This window comes from Wolbachia endosymbiont of Diaphorina citri (assembly GCF_013096535.2).
Lineage (GTDB): Bacteria > Pseudomonadota > Alphaproteobacteria > Rickettsiales > Anaplasmataceae > Wolbachia.
This window is the reverse complement of record NZ_CP051265.2, coordinates 123,948-147,649: the sequence shown is the minus strand read 5'-3', so window position 1 is coordinate 147,649 and position 23,702 is coordinate 123,948. Positions and strand designations below refer to the sequence as shown.

12 protein-coding genes and 5 pseudogenes are annotated in these 23,702 nt (G+C 33.6%); 9 read left to right on the top strand and 8 right to left on the bottom strand.

Translation table 11 applies throughout. The features are described from left to right. Window positions 1-17: 17 nt before the first annotated feature. A complete protein-coding gene (locus HGO49_RS00680; RefSeq protein ID WP_172758362.1) occupies window positions 18-1,256 on the top strand; it encodes an IS256 family transposase in 1,239 nt (412 codons plus the stop codon). Window positions 1,257-1,379: 123 nt separating this feature from the next. Here the strand turns inward: HGO49_RS00680 and HGO49_RS00675 are convergent, their stop codons facing one another. Continuing rightward, entirely contained in the window at window positions 1,380-2,543 is a 1,164-nt protein-coding gene (locus tag HGO49_RS00675; RefSeq protein WP_172758464.1) for an actin-bundling T4SS effector WalE1 family protein, read from the bottom strand. A gap of 322 nt (window positions 2,544-2,865) precedes the next feature. Between HGO49_RS00675 and HGO49_RS00670 the strand changes: the two genes are divergently transcribed. Continuing rightward, window positions 2,866-3,522, top strand: coding sequence for an exopolysaccharide biosynthesis protein (locus HGO49_RS00670; protein ID WP_172758465.1), 657 nt, complete (start codon window positions 2,866-2,868; stop codon window positions 3,520-3,522). Between the two features lie 188 nt (window positions 3,523-3,710). Here HGO49_RS00670 and HGO49_RS00665 read toward each other — a convergent pair whose 3' ends face one another. Continuing rightward, the gene (locus HGO49_RS00665; RefSeq protein ID WP_017532019.1) at window positions 3,711-5,036 is read right to left on the bottom strand and encodes a hypothetical protein; all 1,326 of its coding nucleotides are present in this window, start codon (window positions 5,034-5,036) and stop codon (window positions 3,711-3,713) included. 1,917 nt (window positions 5,037-6,953) lie between these two features. Here HGO49_RS00665 and HGO49_RS00660 point away from each other — a divergent pair. Further along, window positions 6,954-8,279 (top strand): IS110 family RNA-guided transposase, encoded by a 1,326-nt coding sequence (locus HGO49_RS00660; protein WP_172758466.1) that lies wholly within the window; start codon window positions 6,954-6,956, stop codon window positions 8,277-8,279. Here HGO49_RS00660 and HGO49_RS00655 read toward each other — a convergent pair. Beyond that, window positions 8,233-9,465 (bottom strand): hypothetical protein, encoded by a 1,233-nt coding sequence (locus HGO49_RS00655; protein ID WP_172758350.1) that lies wholly within the window; start codon window positions 9,463-9,465, stop codon window positions 8,233-8,235. The genes HGO49_RS00660 and HGO49_RS00655 overlap by 47 nt on opposite strands. A gap of 314 nt (window positions 9,466-9,779) precedes the next feature. On the opposite strand from HGO49_RS00655, the gene HGO49_RS07165 reads away from it, so the two are divergent. Then, window positions 9,780-14,258 (top strand): DEAD/DEAH box helicase family protein, encoded by a 4,479-nt coding sequence (locus HGO49_RS07165; RefSeq protein ID WP_237398569.1) that lies wholly within the window; start codon window positions 9,780-9,782, stop codon window positions 14,256-14,258. A gap of 289 nt (window positions 14,259-14,547) precedes the next feature. On the opposite strand, the gene HGO49_RS00640 is transcribed toward HGO49_RS07165, so the two are convergent. After that, window positions 14,548-15,483 (bottom strand): Rpn family recombination-promoting nuclease/putative transposase, encoded by a 936-nt coding sequence (locus HGO49_RS00640; RefSeq protein WP_172758467.1) that lies wholly within the window; start codon window positions 15,481-15,483, stop codon window positions 14,548-14,550. Between the two features lie 365 nt (window positions 15,484-15,848). On the opposite strand from HGO49_RS00640, the pseudogene wmk (HGO49_RS07520) reads away from it, so the two are divergent. The 5 pseudogenes from wmk (HGO49_RS07520) to wmk (HGO49_RS07160) all read left to right on the top strand — a co-directional run bounded on the left by wmk (HGO49_RS07520) (window position 15,849) and on the right by wmk (HGO49_RS07160) (window position 20,893). Further along, window positions 15,849-16,803 (top strand): annotated as a pseudogene (gene wmk, locus HGO49_RS07520) (WO male-killing family protein Wmk). A 202-nt stretch (window positions 16,804-17,005) separates the two neighbouring features. Further along, window positions 17,006-17,639 (top strand): annotated as a pseudogene (locus HGO49_RS00630) (JAB domain-containing protein). 103 nt (window positions 17,640-17,742) lie between these two features. Beyond that, window positions 17,743-18,921: pseudogene (locus HGO49_RS00625) on the top strand (hypothetical protein). 96 nt (window positions 18,922-19,017) lie between these two features. Continuing rightward, a pseudogene (gene wmk, locus HGO49_RS00620) lies at window positions 19,018-19,948 on the top strand (WO male-killing family protein Wmk). Window positions 19,949-20,061: 113 nt separating this feature from the next. Further along, window positions 20,062-20,893, top strand: a pseudogene (gene wmk / locus HGO49_RS07160) (WO male-killing family protein Wmk). Window positions 20,894-20,989: 96 nt separating this feature from the next. Here the strand turns inward: wmk (HGO49_RS07160) and HGO49_RS00605 are convergent. The 4 genes from HGO49_RS00605 to HGO49_RS00590 all read right to left on the bottom strand — a co-directional run bounded on the left by HGO49_RS00605 (window position 20,990) and on the right by HGO49_RS00590 (window position 23,702). Next, complete coding sequence (locus HGO49_RS00605) at window positions 20,990-21,913, bottom strand: patatin-like phospholipase family protein (protein WP_172758468.1); 924 nt, start codon at window positions 21,911-21,913, stop codon at window positions 20,990-20,992. A 20-nt stretch (window positions 21,914-21,933) separates the two neighbouring features. Next, entirely contained in the window at window positions 21,934-22,161 is a 228-nt protein-coding gene (locus HGO49_RS00600; RefSeq protein WP_172758469.1) for a hypothetical protein, read from the bottom strand. A 66-nt stretch (window positions 22,162-22,227) separates the two neighbouring features. Further along, the gene (locus HGO49_RS00595; RefSeq protein ID WP_172758470.1) at window positions 22,228-22,728 is read right to left on the bottom strand and encodes an ankyrin repeat domain-containing protein; all 501 of its coding nucleotides are present in this window, start codon (window positions 22,726-22,728) and stop codon (window positions 22,228-22,230) included. 26 nt (window positions 22,729-22,754) lie between these two features. Further along, complete coding sequence (locus HGO49_RS00590; RefSeq protein ID WP_172758471.1) at window positions 22,755-23,702, bottom strand: phage late control D family protein; 948 nt, start codon at window positions 23,700-23,702, stop codon at window positions 22,755-22,757.

Genomic DNA, 23,702 nt, shown 5'->3' with positions numbered 1-23,702 from the left:
AAAAATGGAGGTTTGACATGAGTCAAAGAATAGCAGATAGAACTACTGGTTTGGTAGATTATAAAGAATTAGAAACAAATATCTTGTCGTCTATACGAGAAGGTAGACCATTAATGGGAAAAGATGGTGCATTAACGCCATTTGTAAAAAGGCTACTTGAAGCAAGCTTGGAGGGTGAAATAGAACATCATTTATCTACTGAAAGCGAAGAAAACAATCGTAGAAACGGAAGGAATGGAAAAACTTTGAAAACAAGTGCAGGTTCATTTGAACTATTGACACCAAGAGACAGAGAGGGAAGTTTTGAACCACAGATAGTGAAAAAAAGGCAAACAAGCCTACATCCAGAACTTGAAACAAAGGTCTTGAACATGTTTGCAAGTGGTGTGGGATACAGAGATATAGCATCATATGTGGAAGAAATTTATGACCATAAAATATCTGCAGCAGAGATATCTGGAATTACAGATAAATTACTACCTATAATCAATGAATGGCGTAGCCGTCCACTGCAATCAGTGTATCCAATAGTATTTATGGATGGGATGTTTTTTAAGGTAAAAGAAGACGGTCGCTGTGTAAGTAAGTGCATGTATAACATATTAGGAATAGACCAAAATGGCAGAAAAGAAGTACTGGGTTTTTACTTAGCAGAAAGCGAGGGAGCTAGCTTCTGGTTAGGCGTATTAAATGACTTGAAAGAGAGAGGAATAGAAGACATTTTGATAGCTTGTGTCGATGGCCTAAAAAGCTTTCCTGCAGCTATAAATAGCGTATTTCCTAATGTGGAAGTACAGCTATGTGTAGTGCATCAAATACGGAACTCTCTGAAATACGTATCAAGCAAAGATGTAAAAGTTTTCATGAATGATTTAAAAAAAATATACCGCGCTACAAGTAAAGAAATTGCAGAAAATTATTTGCTTGAGCTGGAGGAAAAATGGGGCGAAAAGTATCCATTAGTTGTAAAATCTTGGCAGAACAATTGGGAAAGTTTATCTGGTTACTTCAAGTATTCAGGTCCTGTTAGAAGGCTAATTTATACCACTAATCTCATCGAGGGGCTACACAGGCAAATTAGGAAATTTACCAAGACCAAAGGCGCATTCACCAGCATAAATGCCTTGTACAAGCTGGTATATTGTGCTATAAGAAAGGTGGAAGAGAAATGGACGATGCCTGTACATGATTGGGCATTATCTATATCTCAACTCGATATTTTTTTCCCTAGTAGATTAAAGATTGAGTTGAATTAAAAATTCGGTTTGACACACTTTTTTGAACATCCTCTCTATATCTCAACTCGATATTTTTTTCCCTAGTAGATTAAAGATTGAGTTGAATTAAAAATTCGGTTTGACACACTTTTTTGAACATCCTCAAAATGAATTTATAACCTCATTCAAATTAGTCAGTGAAGCACTTATATTTGGTACTTTTGGAGTTAATACCTTAGTAAGGTTACCAGTGCTATTACGTCGCGTTACTCCTGGTCTACTTCCTATTGTTGCAGTTGGTGTTGCAGCTAAAACTTGATACTTCACATTACTTACTTTTTTGCTTTCACCACACTTGCTTGCTATCTTATTAAGCTTCTCTATAGAATTAGAAAGTTTATGCTCTATTGTACATTCTCTAATAATCCTCTTAATTTCATCATGATGTTCAGAGAAAATTTCATAGAGATTGTTATCATCTTGAGCCAATAAATTTTGCAACTTCTTATCATCCAATTTTTTGACAAAATCTGCTTGTTGTTTCAATTGATTGATTAACTGATCCTTTTTGAAACCTTGTGGACCATCAATAGAACCAGCTTTTTCTGATATTTTTCTGTTTAATCCAGAGAATATTTCCTTAATTAAAGCAGACTTATTTACAGTCTTGTCTTGCAAAATTTCACTAACAAGCATCTCCTTCACACTGTTGAAATTTTTCGTTTTTTCTTCTGTTTTTAAAACAACAGTTTGACTCTGTAAGTCTATTGAATATGGAATGCTATCCAAATTAGATATACTTGAACCCAAATTACCCAATTTACTTCCTACTTTTTTAAGTGTATCACTGGTGCCTTCTCTTGTTTTCTGTGCTACAGAACTTCCAGCTTCTTTTAATGAATCTCTAGCATTTATAAAGCCTTTTTTTATTGTGCCTGCAGTATATTGTGCTCCTTCAACAGTTTTTTCAGCTGACCATTTGAGTCCTTTATATCCAGATTGAACTGATTTTACAGCTACTTTTACAGCGAAATATAAAGTAAGACCAACTATAGCACCTGGTATAGCAAGTGTTACACCAACTGCTAAAAGTGGTAATAATGCTGTAAATAACCCACTTGCTGTACCTACTACAAGAGCCTGCTCTCCTTGTTTCATGCGAGAGAATTCTGTATCTCCTTTTAACAGGTCAGTGATTCTTTCCTTTAGCTTTTTGTGATTATTAACACTCTTCATATTCGATAGATCTTCAGTAAATTTCTTAAAATCAAGATCATTTTCTTGTTGAGTTACAAGAGAATATGAATTTGTTTCATTAGGTAACATTTTTAACCTCACTATTAATTCAATATATTATATTTTATATATGTCATCATTAAATTAGTGTTAACTTGATTACTAATATTGGTATAGCTTAGAATAATTTAGCTGGACATGATTTTATAGAGACTCAAATTTACGATTAGAGCCTAGAGTATAGTAATTATAAATGACTCAAGAGACTTTGTTCAGCCAAAATAATTAGATTCAAACTGATAAGGCTGTATATAGAATATCAGAGGATTATCCTGATAATAGTGTTAAATCAAGATTGGAATATACGAGTAATTATGCTATTTATTAGGAATGATTTTGTTAAAAAGTAATTGTGCAAAAAAGTGAGAATTTGACTGAAGATAAAAAATTAGCATCTGATATTCTACAAAAGGTTGCAGATGCTGGTAATACTAATAGTGACAAAGTGACGTTGTTTGAAATTAAAACATCTCTACAAGAACGTGGTTTTGGTATTTTAATAATTATTTTCTCCTTGCCACTATCTGTACCTATACCAGTTCCACCTGGCTATACAACTATACTTTCCATACCGTTAATCTTATTTTCACTGCAGCTTCTGCTTGGGTTTCATTCTCCCTGGATGCCAATTTGGTTAGAAAGAAAATCCTTTAAACGTTCAACACTAACCCTTGTGGTCAAAAAAACTTTACCTGCATTAAAAAAAATAGAAAAGTTCATGAAACCAAGAATGTCCTTTATCTTCCGAGGGCCAGGTGAAAAGATTTTGGCATTTATAATGTTAATTTGTGCGTTGATGATAGCAAATCCGTTTCCGTTAACTCACTTTATTCCAGCAATCGGTACAACCCTTATTTCACTTGGTATTATGAGTAAGGATGGGCTTGTCTCGATACTTGGAGTGTTGGTATCTTTATGTGGAATATTATTTGCTCTTATTGTAATGGTTAAAGGACCACAGCTTATAATTAGTGCGTTTTCTTTTCTCAAAAGTTGTGTATATGGTTAATTTTTAACTGTGAGAACCTATTTTGAAAGGGAATAAGATGAGGTAAGCAAAAAATAGGAGGGTAACAAGCAATATAAGTGACAAAGAATGAGAGACAAGTGTTACATAGGGAGAGATAAGTCGGCTGAGAAAGATCAATCTCTTTACCCCTCCAAGACCTTTCTTTTGTTTTATAATTTTAGTTGACTTTATGAACACACTAGTATTTCTTTCGAAGCTTTCATCTTTTGCAACTGGTCTAAACTATCAACCGATCTCATAAGAGTAGACGGAACACCTGATTCTTTCACTACAAAATCTGATTGTTTGATAGTTTCAGCTAGCTCTATAAATATTCCACCATTTCTTTCAAAACCTTTATCTTTTATAGCTTGTAGAACACTTTTTCCTCCTAAAAGGCAGCTTTCCCCTAGAATTGATTGATCTTTTAATTTGTCAAACTTCTCTTGGCTCTCTCCATCAAGATTTACTTCTATTATATTATTACCTTCATCACTAGGACATAGATGAATACTAATCTTGCCTACTTCAGTGGTAAAGGACATTTCAATTCCACCTCCCAAGACATCTGTATAATTTCTTTTTCTTCCTATGCTTTCAACTCTTATTATACTTTTCCCGATCTGTAAGATGCTACTTTCTATACTGAAATTTTCATTCACCTTACTATTCATAACCTTTGCAACTTCAACGATACTGTTTTTTGGCCACCTAAAAAGAACAAGATTGTTATCTACTTCTCCTGTCAGATCATCACCTTGAACTTGTTCATTCTTGTTTACTAAACCTTCATATGCTATACTTTTCAGTTCCTCTTTGATTTTTTTACGTTCTGTAAAAATAGGCTCATCATTTCCCCACATAACTTCACTTATCATACTATTATTGTAAAAATCAGACTCTATTTTTGCACCTGATGATAATAGTTTATTGACAATGTTAAATAAAGGTTCTAAACCTTCTTCCCACTCATCCATTGCTTCTTCCCCATTGTCTTTATAACGTGATCTAGTAGTAGGCGTTATACGCATAACACTACTAGCATTAGCAATATCAATTATTTTTTTGAATACAAAATTCGATACAGTGCATTCATAGTGATCACAGCGTAAATTTAGCTTTATTTTCCTTTTCAAATATTCATCTATTAAACGTTCCATCTGTTCTAGAGTAACCTTTGCAGAACTTTCGTATCTATTTTCATGAAACTCTTTCATTATGTTTTCCATCTTTTCATGAAATTCATTAATCGAAACTTTTTCGTTTTCAGTTAACAGATTTGATAAATTCATAAAAAGTGAGTTTTCTGGAATAAAAGAACTTTCAAAAACGGTATTTTTATCTTCAATAATGGACTCATTCCAGTCATCAGTTTGTTCTTGACTTAACGATGATGCGCTGCTTTCAAGAGTGTACCGGCCAAAATGTTGCGTATGCTGTTCCTCAGTATCTGACCCACCAAATGGCTTTTTTGTACAAACTTGCTTATTATCTAAAATATGTTCTAACGCCATACTTGTCCCTCTAAACTAAGATATATGGCATATTGTATGCGATATATAACATTAAGTCAATAACCATAATCTTTTTACTATTCATATTTTTGTTCAGTTTTTATGGTCTAATGTATGGAGATGGTTGAAAATTCCTTATAAATGCAGGCTAACTTTACTCTATTTAACAAAATTGAGAAATACTAATGATGTTTAATATCACGACCATAAGAATATGAAGGAAGATAGAATATACTTTAAGGAGGCTGCTGAAGTTTGCACATTAAATTTGCATGTTCAGCAGAATAAACAAACACATGCTAGTATTAGTAGAGAGTTATTTATAAGTCAACTAACTTTTTCAAAAAATATTTTAGTGAAGATACCATGCTAGCTAAAGAATTGAATTATTGACTCTTCCTAAGATTGCAAAAAAGGTCGTATATTTGTGAGAACAAGCCGCGTAAAAATAAGGTTATAAAAATAGAAGATTTAAATTATTTCAATAAGCTTAGGCAAAACAGTTCGTATGTGGATATTGATGAAATGGGCTAATGTGGCTAGTTTTAGCGTATAATGAAATCACTATATTAAAAAGTTCGTACAGATCACATGGTAGACCATGAGATTCCAAAACAAACTCTTCTCACAACAACTGATTTTGGGTGCTAAAAATGGTTATATCATTAAGGTTATTAATAATATATAATATTAAGTTAATATAATTTATTTAGAATGGTAAGATCATTTATTATAACCTATAGCCTACATGTGTTCCAAAAGGATAATATGATTTAGAATCTTGTGTAGCATGCGCGTAAATCTAGACATAACACTGCCTAAACTTACGCCAATTTTTTGAAAGTTGATACCTAAAGAACCCTTAGTAAACCTCTGGAGTAATTGAAGGATGGACTTCTCTAGTTAGCCTTTCTAACTCAACAGAATTAACAAGGGTGCCTTGGGATTTTGACGTGTCTATATCATTAGAGACTTTTGCACAAAATGGTACAACATTAGAACTATTAGACTCTGAAATAGCTTTACCACTTTCAACCTGAGTTATATCTGATTTAGCAAATTGATTATCACTAAGGCATGTACCAGTACTATCATACTTCGCTAAAGATGTTTCATAATTAGCAGGACATGTGCCACTTGCATCAGTGTTGCTATATGTTGCTACATCTGTCTTACTTGATCTTTGAGAACCAAAAGGTATAAATTTGCTAATGTATGACCATATGTTACCATTTTTATTAAGACATACATCTTGGCTAGAACATGTACCAGTACTATCATACTTCGCTAAAGATGTTTCATAATTAGCAGAACATGTGCCACTTGCATCAGTGTTGCTATATGTTGCTACAGCTGTATTAGTTTCACTAATCGCTCTAACGCTATCTGGTTTAGCAAATTGATTATCACTGCCATTTACAATACTAGTGTTGTTTTCACGAGAACCAAAAGGATTGATAGATGTAATTTATTTAACACTCCCGAGAATAAACTACTAGTATTATCTTTCATAGAACATATGCTGCTTGTATGAGCATTACTATACACTGTTGCTATAGCTGTATCAACAGTTTTACTACTCTCATCATGATTTACACTCGGTTTAGCACATTGATAATCACTATTACTGTCTTCAGAGAATAGCGCCGGACAGATAAAACCTGTCAAACCAAAAAGAAACTTCCTAGCTGAGTGTACGGCAAATTTTATATATAATTTTGTAGAGAAGAGCTTTTTGCAGTTATAGCCGAACTGTGCAATGGTGCCTTAAGTGCCCGTAGAATAGCGTGGCTTTGGAGGAACGGTCAAACCACTGATGGAGCCTTTTGGGCTACCTCGATTAGAAGAATGTATAACTCAACCGTCCCAAGCTTAAGCACTTCTCAACTATGGATTATTATATAATGGAGATTAAAAATGGCAAAGGTCAAAAGTAAATTAGAGATAACGAATCCTAATGCAGCAGGAATCGATGTTGGCTCGGCTGTACATTATGTATGTGTACCCGAAGGAAGCGATGAACAACGTATACAAAAATTTAGCTGCTTTACGGAAGATCTCTACAACATAGCAAAATGGTTGAAAAAATGTAAAGTTAATACAGTAGCCATGGAGTCAACAGGAGTGTACTGGATTCCTTTGTTTCAAGTACTTGAATCACACGGATTTGAAGTAAAACTGGTAAACGCAAAACATGTTAAAAATGTACCTGGGAGAAAATCAGATGTGCAAGATTGTCAATGGATTCAACAACTACACAGTTACGGGTTACTCCAAGGGTCATTTAGGCCAGATGATCAAATGTGTGTATTGCGTAGTTATGTTCGGCAACGTAAAAATTTAATTGAAAATGCTTCTACACATACTTTGCGTATGCAAAAAGCGCTAACACAAATGAATATTCAACTACATAGAGTTATAAGCGATACAACTGGTGTAACTGGAATGCAAATTATTAAAGCAATAATAGATGGTGAGAGTAATCCTGAAAAATTGGCTGAACTAAGAGATGGACGAATAAAAAGTGATAAATCTGTTATTGCAAAAGCATTAGCAGGAAACTATAGAAAAGAACACCTATTTACATTAAAGCAAGAATTTGAGCTATATAATATTTATCAGGAAAAAGTAGCAGAATGTGACAGGAGCATTGAAGAATATTATAAAACATTTGAGACAAAGTCTGATGAGAGTAAAAAGTTAGGTGAAGAGAAAAATAAGCATAGAAAAAGTAAACCAAACTTTGCTTTGCATGAAGAATTATATCGAGTAACTGGTATAGATTTTACCAAAATTCCTGGATTGGATATACTAACTGTACAAACTATCATTTCGGAAGTTGGTGTTAACTATAATAAATGGCGATCAGAAAAGCATTTTACTTCGTGGTTGGGGCTAAGCCCTGCTAATAAAATTACAGGGGAAAAAGTGTTTAGCACAAGAACACGTAAAGTCATTAATCGTGCCGCGAATGCATTTCGAATGGCTGCTCACTGTGTATCAAGAAGCAATAGCGGAATAGGTGCATATTGTAGAAGGTTAAAAAAAAGACTAGGTGCACCAAAAGCGATTACTGCTACGGCAAGAAAATTAGCATGTATCTTTTATAGTATGTTGAAGTATGGACAAGAATATGTAGAAAGAGGTATGGACTATTATGAAACACGTTACAAAGAGAGGGTTGTAAAAAATTTAATCAAAAAGGCACAGGAATTCGGTTATATCTTAGTTCAACAGGAATAACTAATGGGAAGTTTCTTAGAAGATTAGGAAGAGTCCCATTATCTACAATTTCTTCTGTAATTTCTGATTTATGTAAGTCCTTAACCCATTGAGGTTCAGAATGATCTTGAGGTATACCAAAATTATTTTTAGCACTTTCCAAAGCATCATCTAATTTTTTACTATACTCATTAGTCTTATTTTCCATTGTAACCTGTAGGGAAACAGGTATATGGCGTGAATTTGAGCTTAAGGTATGATTTCCTAAATCCTTAGCAATGGGATTTACTGCATTAGGCGAAGTGTCAGTAGCAACATCAAATCTTTGATTAGCAAAAAAAGGCATTAGATTTATTAACAAATTCACTGCTGTGAATGTCCATCCTATTGTTTCTGCAATCGGAACTCGATTATCAATTGACTCAGCTGATGGAATTGCGTCGTGAACATCTTTTAAGCCATCTTTAACAATACGATTTACACGGCCACTGATCAATGCTTTTTTTGTAGATATAAATGCTTTTCCCAATGCTGCTTGGGTATCCTCTATAGAATCAACTGACGGCATAATGCTTTTTAAGCCATTTTTTACACTGTTAGGTGCACCTTTTGTATACTCGACTGACTTATCATAAACACTGCCGAATATTTCTTTTATTGAGTTAGCTAACGGCATAGCACTATAAGCATCTTTTAAGCCATCTTTAACAATACGAGTTGCACGACCACTAGTAGATGCTTCTTTTGTAGATGTCAATGCTGCTTGGACATTCATTTCTTCTTCTGTTTGAGTTATTTGGTCATTTTTCTCAGAAATTTTTTGCTTTTGAGCTTGTACTTCAGCTTTTTTATTAGAGAGTTTCTCTTTCAGGCTAGAAGTCTCAATGTTTGTCTGATTAAGTTCACCTTTTTTCCTAGAGATGAGCTTGTCTTTACATTTTATCTCTTTTGTTTTCTGATCAATAACTTTGTTTTTCTCAGCAATGGTGTTGTTTTTACTAATTGCAGAACACGAAAGCGCAATAGCTACAACAGAAAACACAGCAGCAACAACAATAAGTGGAAGGCCAAGACTTAAAGCTGCAACTGGAGCTAAAAACCCAATGTAAGGAGCTACAGCAAATACTCCTGATGCCAATAAAGCTGCAGTGGCCAAAGTACCACTCACAAGATAAGGTGCATTAGCTTTATTAAATATACTTTTCATTATATACCTCTCTATAGTTAATTTATTATTTTAATTATAATATAAATAAAGATAGTATGTAATACTTTAAATTAATTAATAAACTAGACCTGCAGATTCAAAGAAAAACAGTTCTCACGATCTTTGGTTTTTATTGTTATCAATGGTTATATTATTTGGGTTTTTACTAACGTACATTAAAGAGTTAATACTGATTTATTTGAAAATAATAGAAAATTTATGACTATTTTATAATTCATTAATTAAATATCTTGATAAATTATCTAATCTCGTATATTATTAGAATATTAACACTGTATTTTAAAGGTAAAAACATGGTACATTCATCTGCGCAAATATTCACAAAGTTTGATAACGATTCAAAACAGAGAAATATAGAAGGGCTAGAAAAGACTTACTTGGGAGTCTTGCTGTCAATTGAATTAAATAGCAAAACTTCTCAAATTGCGAAGGGCATTAAAGAAAAAATAGAAAGTTTGTTGAGTAACAATGAAGGTGAAATAAATGATAAAGTAATAATAGGTGAAAGAGAAATTGGTGTAACTTTAACGAAGAAGGCAGAAGGTACATACAGTGTCAAATTTGATGAAAGTGATCCTTCTTCGGTAGATATTAAAGATACGAAAGATTACACTGCCGAGGATCTGCTTACTTTGTGCACACAGCATGAGTTGACAATCAGCAGAGATAAGAAAGGTAATCACCATTATAGTCTAACAATCAAAGGTAAAGAAAAAAGTGCAACAGTAGGTGGGCCTGGTAAAATTGTAATATTTCGACAACATTTATCTTACATCAAAGAAACAATAGAGCACTTGAAAGAAGGTAAGAATCCAACTAAAGAGTTTGCGCTTGCAACAGGAACTGGAAAAACATTCATAGAACTGCTTGTTGAATATTTGCCTGCTAGGCTAATGGGTGTACCTTATATATCCCTAGCACCTAATGAAGATCTTGTAACACAGAAACGCGATGATTGGAAAAAAGTATTATCTGATTCCGATATTGAAGATATTGAGTTGAAAGAGATAAGCGGTAATAAAGGGTGCTCTATATTGAGTAGCGAAAGTTTGATGAAAAATTGGGATCAATTTTTAGAGGCAATAGGTCTTCGACAGCTTCCTGATATTATAAAAGCTCTCAACATTGGAGATAAAGAATTTAAAATAAAGAATGGGAAAATAAATATAGATGGTAAGGATTTTGTGATTCTTGCGGATAAAATTCAATTTGGAGATAAGGAATATAAAATTCAAGATGGTAAAGTTACAATTGATGACCAAGAATTTGAGCTAAATATTGAAAAATCTATATCTTTATCCTTTGATGAAGAGCACCGAGTGGCAGAGCAAGAGTTGTATAAACATCGTATGGGGCTCTTATCTGCACTTGTACCTACGCTGTTTTTAAGTGCAACGCCTTCAATAAGCACTCATAAATATATTAAAGAAAATGATGGTTTACTTAAAACTCTTTCTTTGACAGATAAAATGAAGTCAGGTGTGTATGGAGCTTTAAATTTACAAGTTCATACAAAAGTAAAAAGTAAAAATCTAGCAAAGGAATACTCTAATGGCGTTGAAGAGTATGTGGATTTTAAGCCGGAAGAAAACAATAAATATAGCAATGCAAGTTTAACAGACGATGAGTTAAGAAAAGAAGTAGAGAATTATCTGTATAGAAATGTTCAAAGCGTAATTGGTGAACCAGCATTGATTTTAGCTGAGTCAAATAAGCAGATAGATAATCTGAAAGAAATATTGAAATATGGTAGAAACGAAACCTTGCCGCAACCTATTGGATCAAAGATTCTTGATTTCTTAGCGCGAAAGTTTGATTCTAAACCAGAATATAAGTTAGTAACCCAGTCAAAAAAGTTTGCTCTCATAACAGAGCAAGTTGCTAAGCAGTTCAATATTACAAAAGAAAAGGCATCTAAAATTGTAAAAGAATATTATGATTTTAGTGGTATTGCTGATTATTCTGCATTCCGCGTAATGCATGGAATAATTGAGAATACACTTTCATGCTTAACGGGTCTAAACAGACACGAGCTTGATGAAAAGAGGTGTACAGATTTGAAAGGCTTAGTAGAAGAAGTTAAAGCAGCATTAGACAATAATTATGATTTAGAAACATACGTTAAAGACCAAGGTGTTCAAAGCGATAAATTGAAGCAAGAGCTTGCTCAACATATGCAATCTGTGATTAATGTTCTAAAGGAAAACAAAGACTATGATTTGTTCATAAGATTGATAAGAAACTGGAACCAAGATAAAAAACTTCACCTCTTGATGTCATCTGAAGGATTAGAACAAGTTCCTAAAAAGCTAGTAGATTTACTCAGTAACGGCAACGATGCTGTAGTAAGAGACTATCTTGAATATTATGGAGTAGAAGAAAGTGAAATAGATGACCTATGTAAACTGGAAAAAGAAGCATCTACTGAAAGAAGAAAGTTTATTAATTCTTTAAGAGAGTTGAGTGATGAAGAACAAGATAAGCGCAAAGAATCTACACCTCTAGGAAAAAGTGAGAAAAAGCTACTCGAGGAGCTTGGAAAAGCACTTAGAATGACATTAGAAAATGGTAGTGAGCTGACTTATAAGAAGTCCACGCCTTCGTATTCTTGTAATGAAAAAGCATATCCATTAAGCGCACTAAAAGATTTTTGTTATGAAAATAAGTATAAAGCAAAATTAGAAAATTTAAATCGCTCAGGCAATTTATCTGCGGAAGACTTTAAGAATAAGCTTTCAGACTATATAAGTAGTCAACCATTAGAAGAATTAGAGCTTGTAAAAAAGAAATTGTCCTCGAGTAACAGTTCAGGCATATGTGAAGATCTAATAGATCTAAATAAGAATGATTTTGCTGCCGAGATGCTTGCTAAGATTAAGCGAGCTGACCATTATGAAGAACGTCTTAAATGGTGGAGAGATGAGGTATGCCCAGGTGATAAAAATGTAGAGTCTATAATAGACTTGCTACTCGCTACTTATCACAATAAAAAAGAGTTGACTACTCAAGAATGCTTAAAAAAGGTGGACATAGGACGGTTAAATTATATTCTGAAGGATGTTCAGGAGTATGTTAAGCGGAAGCTTGAGAGAATTAACTCTGATAAGAAAGATATTATAAAAAAATTAAACCAAGAACAGTTAGCTAAATTGGCAATAGACCATTTATTAGAAGATGAGCTAAAGGATTTATATGAGGGTTTATTGGGAGAAGAAAACGATCATCATGCTTTGTGCCGCATGGGATTAGTTGGTAATGATGTAGATCCTACCAAGGTACAGGGATACAATGACATCAATTTACAACATATTGGGATGCTAATAGACCCAATATCCACTGATTTTAATAAGCCTGCACAACTTATTCAAGCTCCAGGTAGACTTAGATGCCTAAATCCTAATAGACACTCCATATTCTTTTGCTATTCCAATGGTGAACTGAGCTTTGACATAAATCTACTCAAGAAAGGAGGAGAGTATATTGATGCTTATAATGAATCAGTAGCAAAGTTGTCAAATCAGCAAATTTACGGAAATAAGCTTGCAACAGAGATAATAGATTATATTAACCAGGAAATAAAAAGCCTGAAAAGAATTGACGATTTGGCTGATCAAAGTATTCAAATTGCCTTAGATTCGTTTATAGAAGTTTATAATACCAATGGGCATGACTTCAATAAAAGTAAGAAGGAATTTATTGATGTATTAAAACATGCACAAAGAAAGCTTAATAATTACGAAAAAGAATTAAGAGATAATTATGGTGGTACTTTGCTTATAATGCTAAAAAATGCTTTTATAACAGTTATATATCTTCTTAATTGTTTCATATATTACTTGGAAACAAGAGATACTTATAATAGCTTTTTGAAGAAAGTTAATGAGTTGAAGAATGATCGAAATGTAGACACGTATGCTCATATTATAGCAGAGTATAGCGTTAAAAGTGTCACAGAGATTAATTTGTTAAGTCAGAAATTTAATGCAGTTTATCAACAGAGAGAAAAACCACAGGACGAAGCTGACACTAAAAGCTTCAACAATTATTTAGAGCATATGAGTGCATGTTTGAAACATCCAGTGCATCTTAAATTATTTGATAAAATAACATCACCATTGATGAAAGGTGATTATTTGCTCAAATTACTTGATCAAATTTATCCAGGAGAAAGCAATCAAGATAAAGTGGAGAATTTGAAAAAATTTAGGAAAAATTTAAAAGACAAATCTTTTCAATTCACAAAAGATGATTTAAAAGATATAGGGGAGGTGCAATCTTATTTGCAGAGTATAACTGAAAGGATTAACATCTATAGTAATTATTATTACAGAGTAAAAGAGGATGCTTCTATTATTCCTTCTGCGTTATCAAAATATAGGGTTAATAATACATGTAACATTGAAGAGGATAAAAAATTAGGTGAGCATAGACAACAATATATAGAATTACAACAAGATAAAGCTAAAAGTGCATGTAGAAGTGACTTAAATGAGCTAAAGGTTTTGTCACAAAGGGAAAATATAAAATTGGCAAAAGAAGCTGCAGATTATGTTATCTCTCCGCTACTTGATGACTCTTCTCGTGCAGCAAAAAATAAGCAAAGCTCAGAAGAAGACAAAATAATTATCGATAGTGTTGTTGCTAAAGCAAGTGAAGTTAAAAATGATCTTGAGAAAAACGTCAAGCCTTTTACTACTGAAGAAGTTATTTCACCAAGCACTGAGTTTATTAATCCTATAGCAAAATTGAAAGACACTTCGAAATGTTTATAGGAGGTAAGAGAAAGGGAGGAAAGCTAAAAAGGAGTGGTTAAGAAATAAATATTTTAGAGAGCACAGATGATAAAAGTTAGTAATTACAAAAATGTAAGGTGTGCCAAGAAGTATAGACTTTCTTATAATAGTTCGAACGTGATAAGATATGTATTTATGTCGATAGTGGGCCAGTAGCATATTACGATACGTTCGGATTATTGTGAAAAGAGCTATACGTACGGAACAAGTGAATGATGGGCAAATAAATTCAAGACCTCAAAGTGATTTTACTCAGGATAAGGTTAAATTAACTTCTTAATTTTTGAATCTCATCCAAAGAAAGGCCTGTTATTTCAGCGATAACATCAATAGAGACACCGGCCTTGAGTGAGTTTTTGGCCACAGCTATTTTAGTCTGTTTTTCGCCCTTCTCTTCACCAATTTTGATGCCACGTTCTTCGCCAATGAGGATACCTTCTTGTCTACCTTTTTCTTGACCAACTTTAAGACCCTCATCAAATTTTTGAGCAAAAGCAGCTACCTCATCCATTATGCGTTTTTTCATTTGTTCATATGCTAGTAACTCTTCTTCTGACCAATTAAACTTATTCATCTCTTCATAAGCTCGTTTTATTATTACGTCACTACCAACTATTTTATCTAGGTCTTCTTCGTTTGTTTCTGCTGCATATCGAAAAAAATAACACCATTTTTCTACTATATTTTCTAGTTGATCTTCTTTTGTCTTTGTAAATTTTGGTAGTTCTATGAATACGAAGTAAAAATCCTTTAAGTCATGTTCAAAGCTATTTTGATCTAAAATGACATGATTAGATTTGTACTCAGCCTTATCTGGAAAAATAATACAATCAGCAACAGCAATAAAGATAATTTCCTTGAGATTATGATAATTATCACCTTGATCAGCTTGACTTGAGTAGGCTTTGGCAGCATAATATTGAGCACGTTTTTCGAAGCCTTTGGTCTTAGTAAACTGCATTTCTATGATGTATCTTGAACCTTGAGAGTCTTTACAAAGAACATCGACAATACTCTGCTTTTTAGCGGCAATTTCAGGGTCCAAAATGGTAGCTAAGAATTCAACATCGTGAATAGCAGCTAAGCCAGTGAAGCCTAAAATATCGTTCAAGAAATGAATGAGAATATCTTTATTCTTCTCGTTGCCAAATATTCTTTTAAAGGCATAATCATTGCGTGCATCAAGAAATTTAGAAAAAGCCATGATAAATTAACCTAAAAAGCATTAATAATTATACACAATTGTGAAGAAATATTCAACGTTTTTGTGCTAAAGTCTATTAAAGTTAGCAAAATTTCAAGAGTTGGGAAAAATTACTTTCATAGATAACCTTAGAATGCTACTATGCACCTTAGACGCCCTTTTGTAGATCTTTTTATCAACTCTTCTATAAGGTATATTAAAATGCTAACAAATGGATTTATGATTTAGCAGCCGATACCTATTTAAAGTGTGAACTTCTTAGCTTGTCATAGCATAGGCATTTAATATACTAGTTTTCAACAAAGGTAACATATGCTAGCAAAATTTCTATCTAAAACTTTTAAAATGGTAAGTTATGAAAAAGAATGACCGTTAGCTATACTAATCCTTTAGATCACAAAGTAGGAGAGAAGGTAAGAAGTTTTAGGTTAGCAAAGGGATATACTCAAAAAGAATTAGCGGGAAAAATCGGCGTACAACGTATCAGGTAGTACTGCAATATGAAAAAGGAACACGCAGAATTTCGATTGAGAAGTTGTACGCATATAGCAGAAGCGTTATCGATAGACTGCTAGAGATCTCACTTGCGGACAAGAAGTATCAAATGAGATCTGTACTTGAGAGAGGAGAGGTATTAAATCTAGTAAGAGACTATAGAGAGATTGGCGATCAGGAGTTACGCGAGAGCGTTTTGTTTACTGACCAAATTGGTCCGAGTTAGTGAGAAGAGTAGTGGAAAAGCGGTAGAAAATAGAAGTAGCAAAGGGTCTGGTTAAGCAGGAGTTTCTGTCGATGTGTCTCTCACAAGCAGTTTGGCCTCTCTGCTGAATGATGATGATGATGAAGAAAAAACAGTTCTATCTCCGTATAAAGTAGGACAAAGAGATAAAAGAATGGACGATTGATACGAGGATACACTCAAGAAGATTTGGCAGAGCAAAGTGGGCGTAATACATCACGTGAGAATATAAGCAACTATGAGCAAGGACGAGCTGCGTTTCCACTGGAAAAGTTAGTATGCAATAGCGGAGATGCTATCGATTAATATTACAGATCTGCTAATCCAGAAGCAAGATGAAGGTGAGTATAGTGAAAAGTGAGCTACAGAGTGATAGAAGAATACAAAGAGATTGAGAGCCAAGAACTACGTCATGTACTCATAAAATCTCTGTTTGAAAGCATACAAGTTTGCGAGGAGAAAGTGAGAGAGAGAAGAAAGAGATGAAAATTGCAAAGAACTTAGTTAAAAAAGGAATTTCTACCGATATTATTTTGCAAATAACAGGCCTCTCTTTAGGCGAAATTCAACATATAAAATAAAAAATCAGTCATATGTTAATATCTTCACTCTTAGATGAAAAAATAAGTAAAAAAGATTGAGAAATTGATTTGACTTCACTCGGAAGCTATGGCTTTATGCCAATGCTGATAAAAAACAGCAGTAAATAATTAAAAACAGTTTGTTGTTAGTGAAGGGTAATTTTTATGAATATAAGAAAAGTAGAGAGATCATAGAGAAGAAATCGAATTCAGAATATTAGAAAGCAAAGGCAAAGCACTACTTGATCGTGAAATAATGGAAACGTTTCTAAGTGCGGTACATGAAAGGCCACAAGCTCAGGAAATTGCTAAAAATCTGGTGAATACTTATACAGGAGTAGGAAGGATTTTAGGCCGAGAAATGGATGACCTGAAAGTTGTAGAAGGAGTAACTGATTCTGCAGTAGCAATGATTATGTGTGTTAAGGAAACACTAGAAAGGTACTGAGAGAAAAGCTCAAGAGTGAGCCAATAATGGACTTACAAGGCTAGTAGAGTACTTAAACGTAAGTATAGGCCACTCAGAAAGGGAATGTGTAAAAATACTGTATTTGAATAAAAGGCGTCAATTAATCGGAGAAGAATCCTATATTGGTGAAATGGAAAAAGCACCAGTATACATAAAGGAAATTATAAAAAAAGCATTAATAAAAAATGCAGCATTAATAATAATGTCACACAACCACCCTGGAGGGAGCTTAGAGCCGTCAGAAGAAGATCAAGAAGTAACGAAGAGCTTAGCAGCAGCATGTAGTACTGTAAGCGTAAAATTGTTTGACCATATTATCATCACAAGTGGAGGCTATTTCAGCTTTCGAGAAAACGGATTGTTATAGCAGAAAGTATTTGCAAATCTACTCACTATAATTTATAATGAGTAATAGAATATATAAACTAAGGTTTGTATACTTAAAAAGTATTTTTAATAGTGAGGATAATATGGTTAATAAAACAATTGTACCTTTTAATGATAAAAAGGGAGATACTTACGAATTAAACATTGATCTTGATAGATTATCGAAGGGTGAAATATCAAATGCTATTGTAGGTACTAAAGAGCAGTCCACTTTTGTAAGCAAAATTAATAAGGCTAAAAAGTCTCAAGAAATAGCACCTTTCCCTGCTAGAGAAGTTCGCGAAAACAAAATCAACTATGGGAAAGGACTTGACTACATATATGGTACAAAACCTTTAAATGATCAAGAAGATAAAAATCCATTTGCTTCAGCTTTGCAAAAAATAAAGCCAAGTATAAGCGAAAGCGAAAAGTTGAGTTGGTTTAAGAGTGCTGTGGTAGAGGCAAAAAACGTAAATGAATTGTACAAAACTATAGACCAAGTACTAGCCTCAGGAGCAAGAATAAATGCATATAACGATGGGGAATGGAGCATTGCAGAGTATGCAGTATTGGGTACACATTTTCATAAATTTGATAAGACTGATCGAAAAAAGATAATGCGTAAATTAATGCTAAACGGTGCAGAGTTTCATGATACTTTATTGGAGAATAAATTGATAGGTGAAATCTATAATGAGCTACAGCCAGAAGTTCAGCCACAGATAGATAAGAGACTAGAAGAACTAGAGAAGGCTGGCGAAAGTGCTGTTCAAGAAGGATCCTTAATAGATTTCGAGATAGACAATACAACATCATATATAGAATTTTCTGATGATAGCAAGGTAGAGGTAGCCAAAATACTGAGAGAGTTAGGAAGTAATATTTTAAAAATTGGCAATGATGCAGTTGAGGTTAAAAGTGAGAAGGGAGGTATAAGAAACTATATCGATATGTCAGATGGAAGCTCTATTATATTAGAGTTTCCTACAAGCATTGGTAAGCTAAATATTATATTGTACCACGATGTAAAAAAATATGATCAAGTACAAGTCAGAGTAGAAAACAAGGAAATGTGGGCTGAGTTACAAAAAAGAGCGAAGAAGTAGGAAAAAATTGCCTCTCGAGTGAAGCTTAAGGAAGTGGTAGAAAGAGGTAATTTCACTAGATGTGGCATATGGAGTGAAAAGTATGCTATAAAAGAGATTAGCAATGATGAAGTATTGTCTTCATGGGTAAATAGGGTATGTGGAGGTAGTAAAGAAACCTTTAGGGAACTTTAATGTGTCTACAGTCAACTTTAAGGTTCCAGAGTTTTTTTCTTACCGTTATATCTGGAGCCTTAACAAAATTAAGCTATAGTAGAAAATATTATATGTATGGTTCTTTTAGTGGAAAAAAGTCTAGACTGTGAAGTAGGGGGAAAAGTAAAAAATTGGAGGTTAGAGCGAGGTTATACTCAGAAGGATTTAGCAGAGAAACTTGGTGTAAAGTACTGGGTAATACTGCAATATGAAAAAGGGAACCGTAGAATTTCAATTGAAAGGTTATATGCTATAGCTGAGGCACTATCAATCAGTATTACGGATCTTATTCCTATATCAAAAAGCTGTCTTGAAGATGAGGGAGAAGAAATATTAAATTTAGTAAGAAAATATGAAACAATTAATGATCAGGAGTTACGTAGGATGTTTTGTTTGCTAACCAAATTTGTCCAAGTTAGTGAGAAAAGTAGTAGGAAAGCGGAGAAAATAAAGATTGCAAAGATCTGGTCAAAGCAGGAGTTTCTGTTGACGTTGTTGCGAAAACAATTGGCCTCTGTCTGCTGATGAATGTGTTGAAGAAAAAACGTTGGTTCTATCTACTACCAAATAGGCAAAAAGATAAGAGAATGGAGGCTAGTGAGAGAGTATACTCAAAAGGATTTGGCGGAGAAAATGAGTACAACACGTGACGAAATAAGCAACTATGAACAAGGACGCGTAGCTACTCCACTGGGAAAATTATATGAGATAGCAGAAACATTATCGATTAGTATTACAGATCTACTAACAGAGGAAGATGAAGGTAGTAAAGTGGAAAATGAGCTACCGAATTTGATAAAGAATACAAAGAAATTGAGAGCCAAGAACTACGTCATGCACTAATAAAATCTTTGTTTGAAGGGATACGTATTTGTGAGGAGAAAGTGAGAGAGATAGCGGAAAGGATCAAAGTTGCAAGAGATCTAGTAAAAGGGGAATTTCTGTTGATACTATTTTGCAAGCGGTAGGTTTATCTATTGATATGGTTTTAGATGCTCGCTCGTAAAACAAATTATAGCATGAAAAGTTTTATTTCTAAATGAGGTATAATGTTTGTTTCTGCAAGCAGATGTTAGTTCTATAAGCTAGAATAGGCAAAGAGTAGAAAATTGTAGGTTAATGCAGAGAGCATACTCAAATAGAGTTGGCAAGTAAAATCGGATTAGCGTATCAAGAAATAAAGGATTATGAAAATGGGTATATTCCTATTCCAGTTGAAGTGCTATATGTAATAGCAAGAGTATTATCAGTTAATGCTGTAGATCTATTACCTAAACCAATAACAGTAAGAGAGTATGAAGATGAAGACGAGGAAATACTCTATCTAACGAAAATATACGAGAATCAAAAGTTAGGCAAAATAGTACCTTCATTAGTCAGGTTTGTTCATATTAGCGAAAAAATTAATCAAGAAGAGGCAAGGTTGGAAATAGCAAAAAATCTAGTGAAAGAAGGAGTTTCAGTTGACATAATTTCCCAGGCAACGGGTTTATCTATTTACGAGTATGATAGTACAGAGAGAGAAATCTGCACTGATTCTATATATTACAGAATAGGACAAAGAATAAGAGAATGGAGATTGATAAGGAGATACACTCAAAAAGATTTGGCGGATAAAGTTGGTTTAACACTTAAGGAAATACACGAGTATGAAAGAGGCTATACTGCTATAACATTTGATAAATTATATGAAATATCAAATGCATTATCAGTGAATATTAAAGTTCTGCTACCTAAAACAAGAGAAAGCAAAAAGCTATTGAGTTTAATGGATGAGTACGGAGAACAAGAATCATTAGTCAAATCTCTATCTGAAAATATGAAAAGTGGCAAGGAAAAAGTTAAAAAAACAGAAAGGATCAAGGTTGCAAAAAATCTAGCAAAGGTAGGTGTTGCTATTGATATTATTGTGCGAGCAAGTGGCCTAACTGTTGATGAGTGTGAAAATTGAATTGTGTTAAAGATATAAGTAAAGTTAGTTAATGATTTAACCAGCAGAATTTGCTAACCAACTTTTTTGGCTCAGTTGAATTTTGCTTGGTATAAATTAAGATATGAAATCGCAAAGTTTATCTATTAATTTCTGGTTGTCCTCTATCATTGCATTTGCCTCTTGCTGAAGAGATTTGATATTTTTTGATGTAATATTATCCATGTCAGGTGATGCTATTTTTAGTTGCGATTGTATACGTATATATTTATCAGCTATAACTTGATTAAGTTGATAGTTTACTGCATCTAAACTTGAGGCAAACATCACATGTAGTAGTGGTTTTATCCAGCTTATTTTTCCAAATCTCCTTGAATTATCTATGCTCCTATCTGTTCTGCCAGTACCTATTGATAACAGTATAATCTCATCATTTGGAAACAATTTCTTACCACTTGCATATGCACAAGCCGCTGGATTATTGGCAAACACCCCGCCATCCACTAATACCATTTCCTTTTGGTTGACTTTTAAATATTTAGGTGCAAAGTAAGTAGGTGCAGCCGTTGCAGCTCTTAATACATCCCTTAATTTAATAAAATTTCTATCCTCTTTCCAGCTTTTGAAGAAAAATGGGCAGTGATTGTGAATATCGTAACTCGTAATCAACACGTTACTTAATGTGTTTTTTAGAATATCCTCTCCAAAATATTTATGAAGTACAAATTCAATATTTTTATGTGGGTATTGTGCACAATTAAGCCAAGAAAATATTGATCTTCTCAAAAATGAAGATTTAAAAATATATGCTCCGTACTTTTGGTAAAGCTCGACTAAATCATTGGCTGAATATTGGGGATTTCCCCGTTCATCTTTTTTGCATAAACCTGCTACAACAATTCCACCGGTTGAGGTTCCTGCCATTAAGTGAAAGATTTCAGCTACTCTCTTTCTTGTTCTTTTTTCTATTTCTGCTAGAATAATGGCAGGAATGATTCCTCTAATTCCACCTCCATCAACGGATAAAATATATTTAATCATTATGAATTTAGGTAAGGGTATTAAGATTTAATTTTTCCGCTTAGAACGTGTAATTTAAACTCATCCAATTCCTCAGAAAGATTTTTCACCCTTTCCTCAAGTACTAACACTTTTTCCATTAAACCATATTCAATAAGTTTATCGTGAAATTGTACCCTTGAGTCTAACTTGGATAACCACCATATCAATGCTACGGTTTGGATTAATATGGTAATAATTACCGTAATTGGGATTTTTTGGTTCTGCATAACGATTTAATTTATTATGAAAACTATTGAAAGCTTTTGTTTCAAACTGTAGAAATGAATTAGCCGTTACTTTTCTGTTTTATAATTTTTTTCTGCCTCAGCAAGTAGGTCTACGATTTCTCTATAAGACTTCTTATTTCCACTATAAGCTGACCTTTTCATTGCTATAGTTTTTGCAGTTCTTCTTTTCCGGCCTTCAACATGAGGGTTAGCTCCTCTTTTTAGTAAAAGTTTCACAACCTCTAATTGGCCACTGTCAGCAGCACTAAGTAGCGCTAAACTAGTATTTATATCTACTCCTTCATCGAGCAGAAATTTGACAACTTCTAAGCATCCTTTCTCTGCGGCATCATATAATGCTCTTTCACTAACTCTTGAATCACCTCTACTCTTTTTTATTAATAATTTCAGAGTGTCTAAGTCACAGTTCTTAGCTGACACTTCCAACATTTTCTGATGATCTTCAGCAGCCTTAGATTTTTGATAGTAATACGTAATAACAATAAATACTATTGCTACTATACACCACAAAAACTTGTTTCTTGATATCTTGCTCATGTTCAGCATTAAATCAGCAATTTACTTATTTTCTCTTAATACTTACTCAAAGACGCTGATAATGTAGTAAGATAACCTGAACTATTTAAAGTATGTTCTGCTTTATCAACCACCCATTTACCATCTATGTCTTGATTGAATCCTACAAGATTAAGTTTTGCTTCTGCAAATAGCTCTGGATTACCTGGTATTGTCATCTCTAAAGTCTCATTATTACGCTGCAGTTGCTTAAATCTGGCTTTTGCTGCACTAATTGCTGATTCTGCATTTGGATAAATTGTCTGTATGGCGTAACTTGGTTCACCGCTGCCTACTGTTTCTGATATTTGCTCTCCCTTTTCATAACTATACCATTTTGCTAGCACTGAGTTGTATTTATTACGTACAGTAAAATGTACTTTCCAATTGATTGTGTCTTCAGGTCTGATAGTTGTTGTTCCTAAAACCTTTCCTGTTGCTGATTTTGCTGCACCTTTTGGAATAAATAATATATATCCTCCTGCTAATTTTGCCATGGCTTCTCGCTCTATAGCTATCCTAGTTAATAAATTTATATCACTTTCCTCAGTCTGATCAATGTGTGGTATCAATATATCTTTAAATTCTTCAGCAACTTTGTGCCCATATCCATGTTTATTTGCTATTTCTTTGACTAGATCACCCAGTGTAATCTGGTGCCACTCCCTAGATACTTTTTCCTTTAGTGATATCATCAAATTTGTTGCATGAGCTTTGATCGTTAAGGTTTTTGGTGGACTTTGTACTGTAACTTCATTGACTGTATATACACCTATAGGTAGTACTCCTGTTTCTCTATATCCCAAAGCAATCTTTAGCTCTTTTGGAACTTTTATGTTATCATCCCTGTAATCAACACATATTTCAACTACATCTTCTATAGTCCCTGATTCATCAGTAATATGCATTGACACTAAGCGGTCTTTTGTTAATTCATACTCTTCAATAATAAAGTCTGGCTGCAT